The organism is Qipengyuania sp. ABI-127-1, from assembly GCA_022953095.1.
In the GTDB taxonomy this organism is placed as follows: domain Bacteria; phylum Pseudomonadota; class Alphaproteobacteria; order Sphingomonadales; family Sphingomonadaceae; genus Qipengyuania.
Genome location: JALJCR010000002.1, coordinates 508,035 through 523,525 on the forward strand (window position 1 = coordinate 508,035; position 15,491 = coordinate 523,525).

General features: G+C 62.7%; 17 protein-coding genes. 11 read left to right on the top strand and 6 right to left on the bottom strand.

The features are described 5' to 3' along the window. Positions 1 to 44: 44 nt before the first annotated feature. From ccmC to MUY37_RS12020, 9 genes are all read left to right on the top strand, one after another. The gene (gene ccmC / locus MUY37_RS11980; RefSeq protein ID WP_499195574.1) at positions 45 to 767 is read left to right on the top strand and encodes a heme ABC transporter permease CcmC; all 723 of its coding nucleotides are present in this window, start codon (positions 45 to 47) and stop codon (positions 765 to 767) included. Beyond that, positions 767 to 907 carry a hypothetical protein gene (locus tag MUY37_RS11985; protein WP_236924728.1) on the top strand — a complete coding sequence of 47 codons (141 nt, stop codon included), beginning with the start codon at positions 767 to 769 and terminating at the stop codon, positions 905 to 907. Before ccmC ends, MUY37_RS11985 begins: the two co-directional genes overlap by 1 nt. Continuing rightward, positions 904 to 1,374, top strand: coding sequence for a cytochrome c maturation protein CcmE (gene ccmE, locus MUY37_RS11990; RefSeq protein ID WP_236924727.1), 471 nt, complete (start codon positions 904 to 906; stop codon positions 1,372 to 1,374). Before MUY37_RS11985 ends, ccmE begins: the two co-directional genes overlap by 4 nt. Further along, the gene (locus MUY37_RS11995; RefSeq protein ID WP_499195575.1) at positions 1,371 to 3,326 is read left to right on the top strand and encodes a heme lyase CcmF/NrfE family subunit; all 1,956 of its coding nucleotides are present in this window, start codon (positions 1,371 to 1,373) and stop codon (positions 3,324 to 3,326) included. The genes ccmE and MUY37_RS11995 overlap by 4 nt, the downstream gene beginning before the upstream one ends. After that, entirely contained in the window at positions 3,323 to 3,847 is a 525-nt protein-coding gene (locus tag MUY37_RS12000) for a DsbE family thiol:disulfide interchange protein (RefSeq protein ID WP_499195576.1), read from the top strand. The genes MUY37_RS11995 and MUY37_RS12000 overlap by 4 nt, the downstream gene beginning before the upstream one ends. After that, positions 3,844 to 4,251 carry a cytochrome c-type biogenesis protein gene (locus tag MUY37_RS12005; RefSeq protein WP_499195577.1) on the top strand — a complete coding sequence of 136 codons (408 nt, stop codon included), beginning with the start codon at positions 3,844 to 3,846 and terminating at the stop codon, positions 4,249 to 4,251. Before MUY37_RS12000 ends, MUY37_RS12005 begins: the two co-directional genes overlap by 4 nt. Continuing rightward, on the top strand, positions 4,248 to 4,901 hold the full coding sequence (locus tag MUY37_RS12010; RefSeq protein ID WP_499195578.1) for a tetratricopeptide repeat protein: 654 nt from the start codon (positions 4,248 to 4,250) through the stop codon (positions 4,899 to 4,901). The genes MUY37_RS12005 and MUY37_RS12010 overlap by 4 nt, the downstream gene beginning before the upstream one ends. 106 nt (positions 4,902 to 5,007) lie before the next feature. Then, positions 5,008 to 6,951 (top strand): potassium transporter Kup, encoded by a 1,944-nt coding sequence (locus MUY37_RS12015; protein ID WP_499195579.1) that lies wholly within the window; start codon positions 5,008 to 5,010, stop codon positions 6,949 to 6,951. 45 nt (positions 6,952 to 6,996) lie between these two features. Continuing rightward, positions 6,997 to 7,422: a hypothetical protein gene (locus MUY37_RS12020; protein ID WP_499195580.1), complete on the top strand. Its 426-nt coding sequence runs from the start codon at positions 6,997 to 6,999 to the stop codon at positions 7,420 to 7,422. Here the strand turns inward: MUY37_RS12020 and MUY37_RS12025 are convergent. The 5 genes from MUY37_RS12025 to MUY37_RS12045 form a co-directional block, all read right to left on the bottom strand. Continuing rightward, positions 7,419 to 8,069, bottom strand: coding sequence for an inner membrane-spanning protein YciB (locus MUY37_RS12025; RefSeq protein WP_499195581.1), 651 nt, complete (start codon positions 8,067 to 8,069; stop codon positions 7,419 to 7,421). The genes MUY37_RS12020 and MUY37_RS12025 overlap by 4 nt on opposite strands. A 129-nt stretch (positions 8,070 to 8,198) precedes the next feature. Continuing rightward, positions 8,199 to 9,125 carry a signal recognition particle-docking protein FtsY gene (gene ftsY / locus MUY37_RS12030; protein WP_499195582.1) on the bottom strand — a complete coding sequence of 309 codons (927 nt, stop codon included), beginning with the start codon at positions 9,123 to 9,125 and terminating at the stop codon, positions 8,199 to 8,201. Beyond that, a complete protein-coding gene (locus tag MUY37_RS12035; RefSeq protein ID WP_499195583.1) occupies positions 9,122 to 10,297 on the bottom strand; it encodes a MiaB/RimO family radical SAM methylthiotransferase in 1,176 nt (391 codons plus the stop codon). Before MUY37_RS12035 ends, ftsY begins: the two co-directional genes overlap by 4 nt. After that, positions 10,294 to 11,103 carry a diaminopimelate epimerase gene (gene dapF / locus MUY37_RS12040; RefSeq protein WP_499195584.1) on the bottom strand — a complete coding sequence of 270 codons (810 nt, stop codon included), beginning with the start codon at positions 11,101 to 11,103 and terminating at the stop codon, positions 10,294 to 10,296. Before dapF ends, MUY37_RS12035 begins: the two co-directional genes overlap by 4 nt. Before the next feature lie 48 nt (positions 11,104 to 11,151). Then, complete coding sequence (locus MUY37_RS12045; RefSeq protein ID WP_499195585.1) at positions 11,152 to 12,822, bottom strand: putative bifunctional diguanylate cyclase/phosphodiesterase; 1,671 nt, start codon at positions 12,820 to 12,822, stop codon at positions 11,152 to 11,154. A gap of 187 nt (positions 12,823 to 13,009) precedes the next feature. Between MUY37_RS12045 and MUY37_RS12050 the strand changes: the two genes are divergently transcribed. Continuing rightward, a complete protein-coding gene (locus MUY37_RS12050) occupies positions 13,010 to 13,417 on the top strand; it encodes an EVE domain-containing protein (protein ID WP_499195586.1) in 408 nt (135 codons plus the stop codon). 75 nt (positions 13,418 to 13,492) lie between these two features. On the opposite strand, the gene MUY37_RS12055 is transcribed toward MUY37_RS12050, so the two are convergent. After that, positions 13,493 to 15,160, bottom strand: coding sequence for a thiamine pyrophosphate-binding protein (locus MUY37_RS12055; protein ID WP_499195587.1), 1,668 nt, complete (start codon positions 15,158 to 15,160; stop codon positions 13,493 to 13,495). Between the two features lie 136 nt (positions 15,161 to 15,296). Here MUY37_RS12055 and MUY37_RS12060 point away from each other — a divergent pair, with 136 nt between their 5' ends. Continuing rightward, positions 15,297 to 15,491 (top strand): hypothetical protein, encoded by a 195-nt coding sequence (locus MUY37_RS12060; protein WP_499195588.1) that lies wholly within the window; start codon positions 15,297 to 15,299, stop codon positions 15,489 to 15,491.

Below are 15,491 nucleotides of genomic sequence, written 5' to 3' on the forward strand. Positions count from 1 at the left end.
GGCCGGATGAGCACTGCCAAAGCGGAGCTGAACGGTATATTTCGATGCATGGCTTCGCCAATCCCAAGCGCTTCCTTTCGCTCGCAAACTGGTTGACCCCGCTGCTGCTGGTCGCCGGTCTGCTGGTGAGTACGGCTGCGCTCTACTGGGGATTGTTTCGCGTTCCCCCGGACCGGCTGATGGGCGAGACCGTGCGAATTCTCTTCCTCCACGTTCCCACAGCGTGGCTGGGGATGGGTGGGTGGACCGCCATTGCTGTGTCCAGCCTCGTATTTCTGGTCTGGCGTCATCCCCTGGCCGCGCTGGCCGCACGCGCCGCAGCGGTGCCGGGCCTCGTCTTCACGCTGATCTGCCTTGCCAGTGGTTCTATCTGGGGACGGCCGACCTGGGGCACCTGGTGGGTGTGGGACGGGCGGTTGACCAGCATGCTGGTGCTCGCCTTCCTTTACCTTGCCTATATGGCGCTCGCCCAGGCGGCTGAGCGCGAGGGCGTATCTCCGCGTATCCCCGCGATTTTCGGACTGCTTGGCGCGATCAACATCCCGATTATCAATCGCAGCGTGGTATGGTGGAATTCGCTCCACCAACCGCCCAGCATCACCATGGGCAAGAGCGCCATCGATGGCGAGTTTCTGGTGCCGTTGCTGGTCGCGGTGACCGGCTTCTCGCTGCTGTTCGGCGGTGTGGTGCTGGCCCGCATGCGCGCGCTGCTCGCCGATATTCAGGCGGAGGCGCGCCTGCGCCGCAAGGCGATGGAGGCTGCGTGATGCGCGAGGCGCTCGACCAGTGGGATTTCGTGATCGCGGCCTACGCGGTTGGCGTGGTGGGCACACTCGCCATGATCGCCTGGGCGTGGATCGACATGAAGCGCGCGGAGAAACGCCGCGAAGAGAGCAGGCGAAAATGAGCGCATTAAAACCCAAGCATCAGCGTCTCGTGCTGGTCGTCCTTGCGCTCGTCGCGCTGGTCGGGGCGGGACTTCTGGCGGCCTATGCGCTGCGCAGCCAGGCGAGCTATTTTTACCTCCCTGAGCAGATGCTGGCCGACCCGCCCGAAGTGGGGCAGGCGGTGCGGCTTGGCGGAATGGTGGAAGAGGGGTCTCTTCAAACCGCAGATGACGGGATCACATTGACCTTTGCCGTGACCGGCAATGATGGTTCGCGCGTGCCGGTCCGCTTCAGCGGGATCGCGCCCGACCTGTTCGTCGAAGGTTCGGGCGTAGTGGCCGAGGGGCGCCTGGGCGCCGATGGCACCTTTGTCGCGGACAATCTCCTCGCCAAGCATGACGAGAATTACGTCCCGCGCGAATTGCAGGAAATGGAACAGCATCAGGCGGCCAAAATGGCCGAGGAAACTACCGTAGGCCTCGAATGATCGCCGAACTTGGCCTGGCCGCCCTATGGCTCGCCGCCGCGCTTGCCGCGTTGCAGATGATCGCCGGCTTCATGGCGGTGCGCGATGACGGCAAGGGTGAACTGGCCGGACTGATCCGCCCTGCGGCCATCATACAGGGCGTGCTGGTGACTCTATCGTTCGCCATGCTCGTCTGGCTGTTCGCGATCACCGATTTGTCGGTGAAGCTGGTTGCATCGAATTCGCACTCGATGAAGCCGTTGATCTTCAAGCTGTCGGGCAGTTTCGGCAACCATGAGGGCTCCATGCTGCTGTGGGTCATGGTCATGGGCTTGGCAGGCGCGCTGATCGCGCTGGTCGAGCGACGCCTCCCCGAGCGCACCATGAACGCCACGCTCGCTGCGCAAGGGGTGGTTGCGCTTGGCTTCTACGCCTTCTTGTTGCTCAGCTCGAACCCGTTCGAGCGCATGCCGAACCCGCCAGCGGAAGGAATGGGGCTGAATCCCCTGTTGCAGGATATCGGTCTCGTCTTCCACCCGCCAACGCTCTATCTGGGCTATGTCGGCCTGTCGGTTGCCTTCAGCTTTGCGGTCGGCGCGCTGCTGACGCGGCAGGTGACGCCCGATTTCGCGCGCGCCATGCGGCCCTGGGTGCTGGGCGCGTGGGTCCTGCTGACGATCGGCATCACAGCGGGCAGTTACTGGGCCTATTACGAGCTGGGCTGGGGTGGCTGGTGGTTCTGGGACCCGGTGGAAAACGCCTCGCTCATGCCATGGCTCGCCGCGACGGCGCTGCTCCATTCGGCCAGCGTCCTTGCCAGCCGCGATGCGCTGCGGACCTGGACCATCATGCTCGGCGTGGTCGCCTTTTCGATGAGCATGGTCGGCACCTTTCTCGTTCGGTCGGGCATTCTCACCAGCGTCCACGCCTTCGCTGTCGATCCGGAGCGCGGAACGTTTATCCTCGTGCTGCTCGGCATTTTCATAGGCGGCGCGCTGCTTCTGTTCGCGATGCGCGCAAATACGATCAACGAGGGGCAGCGCTTCGCGCTTGCCAGCCGCGAAGGGGCGTTGGTTTTCAACAATGTGATGCTGAGCGCGATCCTCGCGATCGTGCTCCTCGGCACGCTCTATCCGCTGCTGACCGAGGCCTTCGATGTGCGTGTTTCGGTCGGGCCGCCCTATTTTAACCCGGTTGGGGCCATTTTCACTATCCCCATGCTGGCGGTGATGGCGGTCGGGCCACTGCTGCGCTGGCGGCAGGACCGGGTGGACCGGATCGGCAAGGAGATTGCACTTTTCGCGGCGCTGGTGCTGGCCGCGCTGATTCTGTTCAGCCTGTTGGCGGAAATTGCCCTGCTCCCACTGCTCGGGCTGGCGCTCGGCCTTGGCCTCGCAGTTGCGAGCCTGCTGCCGCTGCGCGGGCGCAAACTCTCACGTACACCACTCGCGACATGGGGCATGGTCGTTGCCCATTTCGGCATCGCTGTCGCCCTGATCGGCATGGCGAGCGAAAGCGCTTTCACCGAAGAACGGCTCGCGGCGGTGGCGGAGGGAGGAAGCGCCAGTGTAGGGCCGTGGACAGTGGTGTTGCAAGGCGTGGAACCCGTCGCCGGCCCCAACTGGACCGCGATCGAGGGTCGTCTCGCGGCAAGCTATAATGGCGGGGAGGCCAGGGTTCTCACCCCGCAGGCCCGCAATTTCTGGGCTCCGCCGCAACAGACGACCGAAAGCGCGCTGGTCACACGCTGGAACGGCCAGCTCTATGCCGTGGTCGGCGATCGCGCGGCCGACGGCCGGTGGCAGTTGCGCCTATGGTGGAAGCCCTTCGTCACGCTGATCTGGTATGGCGGACTACTTGTCGCGCTCGGCGGCGTCCTGGCGTTGATCGGCCGGTTGTTGAGCGACCTGCGCCATCGCCGCCTGGCAGCGCGTATCGCCGAACGGCGCGCCGATCGGGAGGCTGTAGCATGAGCTGGCGCTTGTGGGTCCCGCTATTCGCGTTCGCGCTGTTCGTCGGCCTTGCCGCTTATCAGCTCACTCAGCCGAAAGACGACTTCGTCGAAAGCCGTATGGTCGGCGAAGCGTTGCCCTATTTCGATCTTCCGCCGGCGATGGAGGGTGTCGAGGGCGTCTCGAACGCGACCTTCGCCGATGGCAAGCCGCGCCTGCTCAATATTTGGGCGAGCTGGTGCCTGCCCTGCATCGCCGAGGCGCCACATCTCGAAAGCCTGCAAGAACAGGGGGCGGAAATCGTCGGTGTCGCGATCCGCGATCGGCCCGAGGATATCGCGCGTTTCCTCGCCCGGCATGGCAATCCCTACAGCCGGATCGGGCGTGACGATCTATCCGAAGTCCAGCTTGCCATCGGTTCGTCCGGCGTGCCCGAAACCTTCGTGATCGATGGCCAGGGCGTGATCCGCTATCAGCATATCGGCGACATTCGTGCCGACGATGTGCCGGTGTTGCTCGCCGAACTGGAGAAAGTGCGATGATCCGCGCACTCGTTTCGTCAATCGTTCTGGCTCTGGCGATCCCGCTCGCCGCGCAGCAATCCATGCCGCCCGCGCCCTATGCGTACCGTCAGCTCGACGATCCGGCACAGGAGGCGGCGGCGCAGGAACTGATGGAAACGCTGCGCTGCCTCACATGCCAATCGCAATCGATTGCCGATAGCGATGCGCCGATGGCGGGGGACATGCGCCACCAGGTCCGCATCCGTATCGCCGCAGGCGAAAGCCCTGGCGAAATTCGCAGTTGGCTGATGCAGCGCTATGGCGACTATGTCAGCTACAAGCCCGAAGTCAGTTCGACCACCTGGCCGCTCTTCGCCATCCCGCTGCTGCTCGTGCTTGTCGTGGGCGCTGTCCTGCTCGGTCGGTTCCGGAGGCGGGCGTGAACTGGCTCCCGATCCTCGTCCTCGCGCTTCTGGCCTTCGTACTGGCGATCTATGCGCTTAAACTGCCCCGCAGCCTGTGGATGCTGTTCGGTTCGACATTGCTCTTCGGGCTTGCGGGCTACGCCACCCAGGGCAATCCCGGCCAGGCATCCGCTCCCGCCGGGGCCGCACTGACGGCGGCGCCGGAAACTGGTGAACTGCTCGTCGAGGCCCGCCGCGAATTCTATGGAGGAGGTCGTGCGCCCTCCCGTTTCGTCGTGACCGCCGACGCGTTCACGCGCCGCGGCCAGCATGCCCAGGCGGCGAATTTCCTGCGCAATGCCGTGGCTGAGAATCCCGGGGATGGCGAAGCATGGGTCGCGCTGGGCAATGCCCTGGTGGAACATGCCGACGGACGGCTGACCGCCGCAGCTCTTTACGCCTTTTCACGGGCCGAGCAGGTGGCACCGAACAATCCGGCGCCAACATATTTCCTCGGCCTTTCCTATTTGCGAGCGGGAGAGCCGGGCAAAACGCTTTCCCTGTGGCGCGAATTGCTCGAATCCGCTCCCGCCGATGCGCAATGGCGTCTTCCGCTTGCCGCGCGACTCGCGCGTCTTGAAGGCCTTTTGGGTATTTCGCCTCGCGAGGAGCCGAAAGAACAGGAGTAAAATCAGCGGCTTGCGCGATATGTTGCGAGCGCAAACCTAGGCTGCTAACGCCCGCGCCTTCGCCCTAATGGCTGAGTGACACGATGCTGTCGGAACCCAATCTTTCATGAACGACACCGCGCCAGCGCAAACCCCGGTCCCAGAAGGCGCGCCTTCCAAGAGTGGTCACGGCCATGGACATGGTGCGTCGAAAGGCGCGCTGGCGATCGGAGCGATCGGTATCGTGTTCGGCGATATCGGGACGAGCCCGCTTTACGCTTTTCGCGAAACCTTTTCCGGCGCGGCGAATATCGCGATCGACCGGATGCACGTGCTTGGCGTGGTCAGCCTGATCTTCTGGTCGATGCTGATTGTGGTGGCGATCCAGTATGTCACCATTCTGATGCGTGCGGACAATAAGGGGCAGGGCGGCAGCCTGGCCCTGGTCGCGCTGCTCAGCCGCCATATCGGCAAGTCCCGCTGGGGCTGGCTGGTCGTGCTTCTGGGCGTGTTCGCGACCTCGCTGTTTTATGGCGACAGTATGATTACGCCCGCGATTTCGGTGCTCTCGGCGGTCGAAGGGCTTACCGTGGTCGATGAAGGTCTGACTTCCTACGTCATCCCCATTGCACTCGTCCTGCTCGTATGCCTGTTCCTTCTGCAACGGCGGGGCACCGCGAAAGTCGGAGCTCTGTTCGCGCCGGTAATGATCGTCTGGTTCCTTACGCTCGGCGGTCTCGGGCTCAATCAGATCGTTCAGAACCCCGACATTCTGTGGGCGCTCAACCCCTACTACGCGGTCATGTTTTTCGTAACCGACGGCTTCATCGCCTTTCTCGCGATGGGCGCGGTTGTCCTGGCGGTGACGGGGTCTGAAGCCCTCTATTCGGATATGGGGCATTTCGGCCGCGGGCCGATGCGTTTGTCATGGTTTGGCTTCGTCATGCCGTGCCTGCTGCTGAACTATTTCGGGCAGGGCGCGATGATCGCGGGCCTTCCGCCGGAGCAGGCAGCAGCAGTCGTCAAAAACCCGTTCTTCCTCCTGGCCAGCGAGGAGTTCCGCCTGCCGCTGGTGATCCTCGCCACGGTCGCAACTTTCATCGCCAGCCAGGCGGTCATCTCGGGTGCCTTCAGCATCACCCATCAGGCGATGCAGTTGGGCTTCATGCCGCGCCTGTCGATTCGCCACACCAGCGAGACCGAGGCCGGGCAAATCTACATCCCGGTGGTGAATTGGGCTTTGATGGTGGCGGTTGTCATCCTGGTGCTCACTTTCCAGACCTCATCCAGTCTTGCGAGCGCTTACGGCATCGCTGTAACGGGTGCGGTCACCATCGACACGCTGCTGATGGGCGTTCTGTTCGTGGGCGTGTGGAAATGGAAGTGGTGGTACGCGGCGCCGGTCGTGATCTTTTTCCTGATTATCGATGGCGCGTATTTCGCGGCGAACCTGTTCAAGGTCCCCGATGGCGGCTGGTTCCCGCTGGTCGTCGGCCTTGTCGCCTTCACCTTGCTCACCACCTGGGCGCGCGGGCGCAAGCTGATGCGCGACCGCATGAGCGAGACTGCGCTGCCGATCGAAATCTTTGCCAAAAGCGCCAAGAATTCCGCCACTCGCGTGCCGGGCACCGCCATCTTCATGGCCAGCCAGACGGCCGGCGTGCCATCCGCGCTGCTGCACAATATCAAGCACAACAAGGTGCTGCATGAACGCGTGGTGATCCTGACCGTGCTGATCGCCGATGCACCCTATGTCGATCCCGAGGAACGCTGCGAATATCACGATCTCGGCGACGGCTTCTATCGCGCGATCCTGCACTATGGCTTCATGGAAGAAACCGACGTGCCGCAGGGGCTCAAGAAGATGCAGCGGTGTGGCGGTGAATTCGACATGATGCACACCAGCTTCTTCCTCAGCCGCCAGACGTTGCTCGCCAGCGACAAGCCCGGAATGCCGATCTGGCGTGAGAAAATCTTCGCCTGGATGCTGCGCAATGCCGCCACCGCAATGGATTTCTTCCGCCTGCCGACCAACCGCGTGGTCGAGCTGGGGAGCCAGGTGGAGATTTAGGCGGGGCTAACCCAATGTTTAGCGATCGGGGTGTAGTTGTTCCCCATGATCGGGTTGGCAGAGCGCTGGTGCTTCGTTGCAATTTGGGCGCTGACGCTTCCGCTTGTCGGCTATAGCTTCTTCGTGGTCCTTACACTGGGCGTTGCAGGTCTGGGACTTCTGATCGGCCTGAAAAACCTGATCGTAGCGATCTATATCATGGGCTTCGTGCCGACAGTTCTCACAGGCATTGTCTATGAATTTTTCCTGCGCCGCCATTCCGTCGTGGTGGCGACCATCGGTGTGTGCATTGTCGGATTTGCTTCGGCGTGGGCCTGGTGGTTTCTCGTTCAGACGAAACCTCTGCGCATGGGATATGGCATGTTTGCGATGTTCGCGGCGACGGCTCTGTCCGTCGCCCTGATGCCTGTCATCGGGCGCGCGTGGGAAGAGCGCAAGTGCAAGAATTCGGCCGCGAAAGAGCCCTCCTAGGCCGTGGGCGGTTCGTCCTTTATCACTTCGTCCTTTTCCGCCAGCGCGAGGCCATGCTTCAGCAGCATCGGGATCTGGGTGAAAGTGAACAGGAACGAGAGCGGCATGAACACCCACAGCTTGGCCCAGAGCCAGCTTTCGAAGCTCAACTGCATACGCAGGACTTCGTTGAGGCCCGCCATGAAGAAGAAGAACACCCCCCAATTGCGCGACAGCTTAAGCCAGCCTTCGCGGTTCAATCCTTCGAAGGCGGCCTCTAGCAGGATTTGCAGCAGCGCCTTTCCGCGCAGCCAGCCGCCGATCAGCAGTACGCCGAACAGAAGGTAGATCGCGGTCGGCTTGATCTGGATGAATTTTTCGTCCTGCAACCAGATGGTCAGCCCGCCGAAGCCCACGATCAGCGCGGTCGACAGGATCAGCATCGGGCTGACATGGCCGAATTTGAACTTGCTGAAAACCAGCGCCGCCACCGCCGCGATCATGAAGGCGATGGTGCCGTAGATCACCGCGGCGATCTCCCCGAAGGTCGAAGTCTCCGGCGGCTGGTAGAACTTGTACACGCCGAGGAAGACCAGCAGCGGGCCATAATCGACGAGGATGTTGAGCCAGCCCGATTTCGGTTTGGGATTGGTTTTAGCTTCGGTCATTTCTTCCCAATCAGTCATTGCGAGGAGCCGCAGGCGACGCGGCAATCCATGGTGCATCGGAGGCCGCACGTTCCCGGATGATGGATTGCCGCGCGGCTGCGTCGCTTGCAATGACGGTGAAAGGACCCATCATGCCACTCCCGCAATCACGCGCGCCACCAGGTCCGGATCGAAGGGGCGCAGATCGTCGATCTTCTCTCCCACGCCGATGGCATGGATCGGCAGGCCATATTGCTCGGCCGCCTGCACCAATACGCCGCCGCGCGCCGTACCGTCGAGCTTGGTCATAACGATGCCGCTGACGCCTGCGACCTCCTTGAATACATCGATCTGGCTCAAGGCGTTCTGGCCATTGGTGGCATCGAGCACCAGCACCACATCATGCGGGGCCTCGGGATTGAGACGGCCGAGGACTTTCCTGATCTTGGCCAGTTCGTCCATCAGCTCGCGCTTGTTCTGAAGCCGCCCCGCAGTGTCGACGATGAGCACGTCGGTACCGATCTCTGTCGCCTGCTTGACCGCATCGAAAACAATACTGGCCGGATCGCCGCCTTCCGGCCCGCGCACGATCGGCACACCGACGCGGTCGGCCCAGGTCTGTAGCTGGCCGATGGCTGCGGCGCGGAAAGTGTCTCCCGCCGCCAGCATCACCGCATAGTCGTCTTCCTGGAACAAGTGGGCGAGCTTGGCGATCGTGGTGGTCTTGCCGCTGCCATTGACGCCGATCACCAGCAGCACTTGCGGGCGCGGGAACGCGGTGATTTCGAGCGGCTTGGCGACGGGGCGCAATATCGCGGCGATTTCCTCGGCAACGGCTTCCTTGAGTTCCGTCTCGCTGATTTCCAGACCGAAGCGCTTATCGCGCAGCCTTTCGCGGATACGCGCGGCAGCCGAAGGGCCAAGGTCCGACAGGATCAGCGCGTCCTCGACCTCGTCGAGCGTCGCATCGTCGAGCTTGGCCGTGCCGACGACCTCGGTGAGATTGCTCGTCAGCTTTTCGGAGGTCTTGCGAAACCCTCCGAACAGCCGGTCGGTCCAGCTTTGCTTGTCACTCATTGCAGAAGGCCATTCTCGAATGTGGTCGGCGTCACGGTGACAAGGTCACCGGCGGGAGTGCCCTCGGGCACGGAAACACGAGCAAAATGCGGCGTGTAGCCGGTCCCGTCGCGTTCGGCGAGGACCGCGTGCGGCTTATCGACGAGCGACGCCAGCCACTGATCGCGCATCGCGGTCACCGCCGCGCGCAGCTCGGCGGCCCGGCGCTTGACCTCGCCACGCTCGACCTGCGGCATGCGCGCGGCGGGCGTGCCTGGGCGGGGCGAATAGGGGAAGATGTGTCCGTGGACGATTTCCAACTCGTCGATGATCGAGAGGTTTGCCGCGTGATGCGCGCCGGTTTCGGTCGGGAAGCCCGCAATCAGGTCCGCTCCCACTGCCAGATCGGGGCGAAGCTCCCTCAAGCGGGTAATCAGATCCACCGCATCGCCACGAAGGTGTCGGCGTTTCATCCGTTTCAGGATCAGGTCGTGCCCGTGCTGCAGCGAAAGGTGGAGGTGCGGCATCAGGCGCTGTTCGTGCGCGAAAAGTTCGAACAGCAGCGGATCGATCTCGATCCCGTCGAGCGAAGACATCCGCAACCGTTCAAGTTGCGGGAAGGTGTCGAGCACTGCGTGAGCCAGCTTCCCCAGCGCAGGTGTGCCCGGCAGATCGTGCCCCCATGATGTCACATCGACGCCGGTCAGAACCACTTCGCGCGCGCCAAAGTCGAGATGGCGTTCCACCTCGGCAAGTACCTGCGCGATCGATAGCGAGCGGCTCGGCCCGCGCCCCTGAGGGATGACGCAGAATGTACAGGCATGATCGCAGCCATTCTGCACCGCGATGAAGGCGCGGGTGCGGTCCTGCGGGGCAGGGGGCGCTTCCGAAGGGACGTTCCAGGCGCGCGGATCGAGCTTGGCCGTGTTGGCGACGAGGCCGTCGACTTCCGGCATGGCGGCGATTTGGCCGCGTTCGATTTCGGCGGCACAGCCAGTGACAAGCAATCGCGCATCGGGATTCGCGCGCCGGGCGCGCCGGATCGCCTGGCGAGTCTGGCGCACGGCTTCACTGGTAACCGCACAGCTATTGACGACCACGAGATCGCGTTCCGCCGAAACCATTGCGCGGATCTGCTCGCTTTCGGAGATGTTCAACCGACAGCCGAGCGAAATGACCTGCGCCTCGTTCACGCGAAATCGTCCCATTCGAAACTGCCGCGATAACTTTCGCTGGCCGGCCCGGTCATGCGGATGCGCTCGCTATCATCCCATTCAATGATCAGATCGCCGCCGGGCAGGGTCACCGTCACCTCGCGCTCGACCAGGCCCCGGCGCATGGCGTGGACTGCGGTTGCGCAGGCGCCGGTTCCGCATGCGCGTGTGAGACCGGCACCGCGTTCCCATACCCGCAGGCGGATATGGCTGCGGTTCTCGATAGTGGCGACATTGACGTTGATGCGCTGCGGGAACAGCGGATCGGTTTCGATCTGCGGTCCGATCACGTCGAGCGGAACGGCATCGGTGTTTTCGACAAAGAAGATCACATGCGGATTGCCGACATTGACCGCGCCGGGCCGGTCCAGGCCTTCCCAGCCGACAGGCATGACCGCTGTGTCCATGCCATAGGCGAGGGGGATCGCTTCCCAGTCGAAGCGCGGTTTGCCCATATCCACGCTTGCGCCCCCATTTGTCGGTTCGACATGGATTGTTCCGCCGGACGTTTCTACGCTCGCAGCAGATCCGTGGAGCAGTGCGGCGGCACGGCTGGCATTGCCGCATGCCTCCACTTCGCCGCCATCGTGGTTGAATATCCGCATCCGGAAATCGGCCGCATCGCTGGGCTCGAGCAGGATCAGTTGGTCGCAGCCGATTCCGGTGCGCCGGTCGGCGAGGGCGCGCGCTAGCGCTGTATCGATAGCGGGAACAGGGTGCACCCGGGCATCGAGCACGACGAAGTCGTTGCCCAGTCCGTGCATTTTTGTGAAATCGACGCGCATTGCGCCGCTGCATTTATGCACTTGGCGCCACAGCGTCCAGTGTATGCGTCAGCCCGCGAGCTTGCCGCCCCCGCTTCGCGCTTCGCGAGAGGTGAAATCGACCTTCGTGACGTTGTCGTGTCCGTCCTTGGCCAGAAGGTTCTTGGCCCGCAGCCTTTCGATGACCTGTTCGGACGGCTCGGGGCGTCCATAGTGATAGCCCTGGCCCTTCATCTTGCCCATGCGCTTGAGCGCCTCGAGAACCACCTCGTCCTCGATTCCCTCGGCGGTAACAGGCAGTTTGAGCCCGTCGCTCATGGTCAAAATGGCATCGATCAGCTTGGCGCCGTGCTCTTGGTCCTTGAGTTCGGAAATGAAGGCGCGGTCGATCTTGAGACGGTCGAATGGCAGGCTGCGCAATTGCGCCAAACTCGAATAGCCGGTGCCGAAATCGTCCAGGCTCACGCCTACACCCTGATTGCGAAGGCTGCTGATCATCGAACGGACCATGCCGACATTCTCGTGCAGACAGCTTTCGGTAATCTCGATATCCAGCCGGTTGGGCGGGAAATTGTGGGCGACAAGCAGCTTGAGCAGCTTCTGTGCGAACCAGGGATCGCGCATCTGCACGGGAGAGATGTTGACCGAGAGCGTCAGCTTGGGATCCCACGACAGGGCATCTTCGAAAGCCCGTGCGATGAGCGCTTCGCTCATGTCGCCGATGACGCCGATCTCTTCGGCGATCGGGATGAAGATGTCGGGGCCGACCACGCCCATTTCGGGCGATTCCCAACGCGCCAGCATCTCGAACCCGACCAGTTCGCCGGTCTCCAGATCGATCTGCTGTTCGTAATAGGGGCGGAATTCGCCATTCGCGATTCCCCGGCGAATGCCCGCCTCGAGCTCATTGCGGAAGCGTAGCTCGTTTTCCATCGACGGTTCGAACCAGTAGAAGCGGTTCTTGCCCTGCTTCTTGGCATGATACATGGCGATGTCGGCCTTGTGCATCAGATCCTGCGCCGATGAAGTGCCTTCGCGCACGTTATCGAGCTGCATACTGGACGCCAGTCCAAGCGACATCGTTACGTCGATCGTCGCTTCTCCGCTTTCGACCGGGCGCGCGACATGCTGGATCATCCGCGTGGCGAGTTGGTCGATGCGGTTGGGTACTTGCGGATGATAAGGGACAACGCACACGAATTCGTCGCCGCCCAATCGTGCCAGGACACCGCCTTCCGGGAGTATCCGCTGGATCCGTGCAGCCGTGTTTCGCAGAACTTCGTCACCGGCCTGGTGGCCATGAAGGTCATTAACCTGCTTGAAGTTGTCGAGATCGATAGCGATCGCGGCGAGCGCCCGTTCGCGGCGTTCCAGACCGACGAGTAGATCGGCCAATACCGCAGTGAAGCTGCGCCGGTTGTGGCAGCCGGTCAAATGGTCGATCTCGGCAAGGCGCCGCGCTTCCTCTTCGGATACGCGGCGGGTTCGCAGTTCTTCGGTCAGCGCCTTGTAGCGATGCCAGCCCAGCAAAATCAGCGCGATGTTCAGCAAAAGAGCATTGCTTAGTGCCACATCGAGCGAAGCGGCCTGACCGTTCCATGCTTTGACGAGGTTTGGCACGACTATCCCTGCCGTGCCCACGAAGAGGATTATGGCCGCGAACGCGATTCCCAGCGTGACGAGGTCGTGGTCTTGACGAGCGGTGGCTTTGCCCGTTCCGGCGGGTCCATTACTGGCCATATTTGCGTTCCTCCCGACCAAACCGCCCCGTGGGACTATGTCACGCCGAAAGCGATAGGCCTTATCGCCTAAAAAGCCGTTAATCGGGTGTTTTTCGCGGGGGGGCCGGTTACGAGGTCTGGCCATCGCGCGCAGGGCGCGTTACCCGCGCCGTTACCGAACCGAAACTGAAGGAGCAGCTTTCCCGATGCGCTATTGGCTGATGAAATCCGAACCCTTCAAATATAGCTGGGACGATCTCGTCGCCGAAGAGGAGGGGACTTGGGACGGAGTGCGCAATCATCGCGCCAAGAACAACCTCGCCGCGATGGAAGTGGGCGATCAGGCATTCTTCTACCATTCGCGGGAAGGCCTCGAGATTGTCGGCATCTGCGAAGTTAGTGTCGCGGGGATTACCGATCCGACCGATCCGGAAGGCAAGTGGGCGGCGGTCAAGGTCAAACCCAAGACCAAACTGCCGCACGCGGTCACCCTCAAGCAGATCAAGGCCGAACCCAAGCTCGCGGATTGCGAACTGGTCAAGCTGTCGCGCCTCTCGGTCGCCGAAATCAAGCCCGACGAATGGTCGGTGATCTGCGCCATGGCGGGGATCTGACAGAGCCAGCCTAAAGAAGGAGGCGGGCGCGTGAGAAAGCGAAGCTCCCTTAGCGACGAGGTTCCGCCGCTTGACCTAGCGGTTGCGTAATCCGCTAACGCTCGCGCCGCTTGCGGCGAGCTGCTCGATATCGATCGTGCAATGGATCAGCCGCAATCCGCCACGCCCCTGCGCATCGACCAGCGCATCCTTGAACTCCTGAGTGGTCGCCGCGCGCGCAGACCAGCCACCGAAAGCGTTCGCCAAGGCCGCAAAGTCGGGGTTGGCGAGGCGGGTGGCGCTAATTCGCTCCTCGCCCGGGAATTCGCGTTCCTGATGCATGCGGATAGTGCCGTAGGCGGAATTGTCGACCACGATGACGATCGGGTTCGCGCCATGCTGGACGGCGGTTGCCAGTTCCTGTCCATTCATCAGGAAATCGCCGTCGCCCGCCACGGCGACGACCGTGCGCTGCGGGAAACGCAGCGCGGCCGAGACCGCTGCGGGAACGCCATAGCCCATCGCGCCGCATGTCGGCGCGAGCTGTGTCGGAAGGCCCTCGTAACGCCAGTAGCGGTGCCACCAGCCGGAGAAATTGCCTGCGCCGTTACAGATGATCGTGTCGGCGGGCAGCGTGTCGCGCATGAACTGGACGGCCTGACCCATGTCGAGCGCGTGATCGTTCGGATGCGCGGTCGCCCAGGCTTCCCACTCGGCATGCGCCTCGCGGCCCGCGTCGAAATCGATCGCATCGCCCTGGTCCCATAGAGCCGCGCTTTCCGCGAATTCGTCCATACTCGCGCAAATCGCCAGATCGGCCGGGTACACGCTGTTCGGCTCGTTCGCATCGGGATGGACATGAACGAGCTTGCGATCCGCTGCGGTAAGCGGGGGTACCGTATAGCCGTCGGTGGTGGCCTCGCCGAGCCGTGCGCCGATGGCAAGGACAAGATCGGCACTCTTCACCCGTTCGACGAGCTTGGGGTTAGGGCCATAGCCGAGATTTCCGGCATAGACCGGGCTCGAGGGCGAAATCGCGTCCTGCCGCCGGAAGGCCGTTGCGACGGGGATACCGAGCCGCTCGGCGAAGAGTTGGAAGTTCTCGCGCGCCTTGGCGTTCCAGCCCGCGCCGCCGATGATCGCGACGGGTGAAGCGGCATCGGCGATCAGCGCCATCATCGCCTGCATCGCATCGGGGCAGGGGGCCTGCGCGGGACGTGCGACGCACGGGCGCGGCTTGCTATCCGTATCGCGGCTCAGCATGTCTTCGGGAAGAGCGAGCACTACCGGTCCCGGGCGACCGGAAATTGCGGTGGCATAGGCGCGGGCGACATATTCGGGGATGCGATCCGCACTGTCGATCCGTGCCGCCCATTTGGCGATGGGGCCGAAAAAGGCGCTGAAATCGACTTCCTGAAACCCCTCGCGATCGCGCATTTCGCTGTCGACATCACCGACGAACAGGATCATCGGCTGCGAATCCTGCATCGCTACATGGATACCGATGCTGGCATTCGTCGCACCCGGCCCGCGGGTGACGAAGGCCACACCGGGTCGGCCGGTCATTGCCCCGTCTGCGCAGGCCATGAACGCGACGCCGCCTTCCTGCCTGCAGGTGACCACATCGATCGCATCCTGCCGACCGAGCCCGTCGAGCACTTGCAGGAAGCTCTCTCCCGGAACGGTGAAGATGCGATCGCAGCCCTGCTCGGTCAGGCAATCGATCAGGAGCTGGGCGGCTTGCGGTGTGTCGGGCGCTGTCATGACACCGGCGATTAGCTCGCCAATCGGGGCGGTGCAATCGCTGCAAACATGGTTAATTTCTACCAAAGCGTGCCAATGGGGGACAGGTCGGACTCGAGAGGATACCGAATGGTTAAAAATTCGTTAACCCGTCGTCATGAGACGCGCATTGGTCCTCACGAGCGAAGGCAACCGGCACTGGTTCCGGGCCAGCCTGCCGCAGCGCCGCCGTGGTTTCGCGGACATACCCCAGGACAGGATGATCGACTGGCGCCTCACCGCCGAAGATGTGCGCGGCGTGGCGACGACCTATTTCGCCACCGTTGCCGCAGTGCTGGCCTTCATCGTCTAG

What these genes read in the sequence shown, in the direction of transcription:
- ccmC (WP_499195574.1), top strand. Translation starts at nt 45, where the DNA reads ATGCATGGCTTCGCCAATCCCAAGCGCTTCCTTTCGCTCGCAAACTGG.
- MUY37_RS11985 (WP_236924728.1), top strand. Translation starts at nt 767, where the DNA reads ATGCGCGAGGCGCTCGACCAGTGGGATTTCGTGATCGCGGCCTACGCG.
- ccmE (WP_236924727.1), top strand. Translation starts at nt 904, where the DNA reads ATGAGCGCATTAAAACCCAAGCATCAGCGTCTCGTGCTGGTCGTCCTT.
- MUY37_RS11995 (WP_499195575.1), top strand. Translation starts at nt 1,371, where the DNA reads ATGATCGCCGAACTTGGCCTGGCCGCCCTATGGCTCGCCGCCGCGCTT.
- MUY37_RS12000 (WP_499195576.1), top strand. Translation starts at nt 3,323, where the DNA reads ATGAGCTGGCGCTTGTGGGTCCCGCTATTCGCGTTCGCGCTGTTCGTC.
- MUY37_RS12005 (WP_499195577.1), top strand. Translation starts at nt 3,844, where the DNA reads ATGATCCGCGCACTCGTTTCGTCAATCGTTCTGGCTCTGGCGATCCCG.
- MUY37_RS12015 (WP_499195579.1), top strand. Translation starts at nt 5,008, where the DNA reads ATGAACGACACCGCGCCAGCGCAAACCCCGGTCCCAGAAGGCGCGCCT.
- MUY37_RS12020 (WP_499195580.1), top strand. Translation starts at nt 6,997, where the DNA reads ATGATCGGGTTGGCAGAGCGCTGGTGCTTCGTTGCAATTTGGGCGCTG.
- MUY37_RS12025 (WP_499195581.1), bottom strand. Translation starts at nt 8,069, where the DNA reads ATGACCGAAGCTAAAACCAATCCCAAACCGAAATCGGGCTGGCTCAAC.
- ftsY (WP_499195582.1), bottom strand. Translation starts at nt 9,125, where the DNA reads ATGAGTGACAAGCAAAGCTGGACCGACCGGCTGTTCGGAGGGTTTCGC.
- dapF (WP_499195584.1), bottom strand. Translation starts at nt 11,103, where the DNA reads ATGCGCGTCGATTTCACAAAAATGCACGGACTGGGCAACGACTTCGTC.
- MUY37_RS12045 (WP_499195585.1), bottom strand. Translation starts at nt 12,822, where the DNA reads ATGGCCAGTAATGGACCCGCCGGAACGGGCAAAGCCACCGCTCGTCAA.
- MUY37_RS12050 (WP_499195586.1), top strand. Translation starts at nt 13,010, where the DNA reads ATGCGCTATTGGCTGATGAAATCCGAACCCTTCAAATATAGCTGGGAC.
- MUY37_RS12055 (WP_499195587.1), bottom strand. Translation starts at nt 15,160, where the DNA reads ATGACAGCGCCCGACACACCGCAAGCCGCCCAGCTCCTGATCGATTGC.
- MUY37_RS12060 (WP_499195588.1), top strand. Translation starts at nt 15,297, where the DNA reads ATGAGACGCGCATTGGTCCTCACGAGCGAAGGCAACCGGCACTGGTTC.